The organism is Stenotrophomonas maltophilia group sp. RNC7, assembly GCF_030910085.1.
GTDB lineage: Bacteria > Pseudomonadota > Gammaproteobacteria > Xanthomonadales > Xanthomonadaceae > Stenotrophomonas > Stenotrophomonas sepilia.
Genome location: NZ_JAVFVN010000470.1, coordinates 1 through 934, shown reverse-complemented (window position 1 = coordinate 934; position 934 = coordinate 1). Strand labels below are relative to the sequence as shown.

Genomic DNA, 934 nt, shown 5'->3' with positions numbered 1-934 from the left:
AAACAACCTATTATACCCGCACAATTTCAATTTTGGAGAAATAACGAAACAACAATGGCTGCAAAGAAAGGGCTTGAAGATAAATTAGCTAAAAAATCCCAAAAAAATAAAAATAAACAACAACAATACGAGGAACAAGAGCCGGATTTATTTGAAGAACTAGCAGAAGATTTAATAGATATTAACTATCAAATGATCCGCTGTAAAAATTACCGATATGTAATGATGGCGGAGGTATATCCATGTAACTACTTTTTGCGTAGCCAAGCAGAACAAGAAGCTATAGATTCTGCCTTTGAGTCTTGGTTAGCAACACTAGATTATCCAACAAGTATTTACATTCAAAATAAATTTATTGATTTATCAGAGCCTTTAGAAGAAATGAAAAAAAATATGTCAGAACAAAGAGATATGCCACGTAATGCTCTCAAGTATGGATCATCAGTATTAAAGTATTTAGAACATTGGCAATCTAGTTCACCAAGATATGAAACTAAAAGATATTTGTTATTTTCATATGAATTAAAAACTAGCAGTGTAAAACTTGATGATGGTCAAGACTTTGAGGAAGCGGCAGCGGAGAAAGCCTTTAATGAATTAATGAGAAGAATGCAAAATGCATCAACTCAATTACAACCAGCCAATATTAAAGTTGCTCCTCTAGCTAAGGACGGAATTATTGAGGTTCTGTACCACACATTTAATCGTAGAAAAGCGTTAAAGGCAAAATTTAAAAATGTAAAAGAGAAGGAGCAAATGGCGTTATATGTAACAGCAGATCAGACTGATTCAAGAGTGCAATTAACGAAAGAACTAGTTGCGGCGGCAAATGAAGCTGCTTCGAATTAATTAAATAAACAATTCGAATGAGTGGAGGAGTTGAAATAACGAGTGGGTCTTTTTAAACGAAAAAAGAAAAATGTGGAAAGTACTG

1 protein-coding gene is annotated in these 934 nt (G+C 33.4%); it reads left to right on the top strand.

The window, feature by feature from the left end:
• Window positions 1–849 (top strand): hypothetical protein (locus RCF13_RS07965; RefSeq protein WP_308141054.1); only part of this gene is annotated, 849 nt, incomplete at its 5' end.
• Between the last annotated feature and the right edge of the window lie 85 nt (window positions 850–934).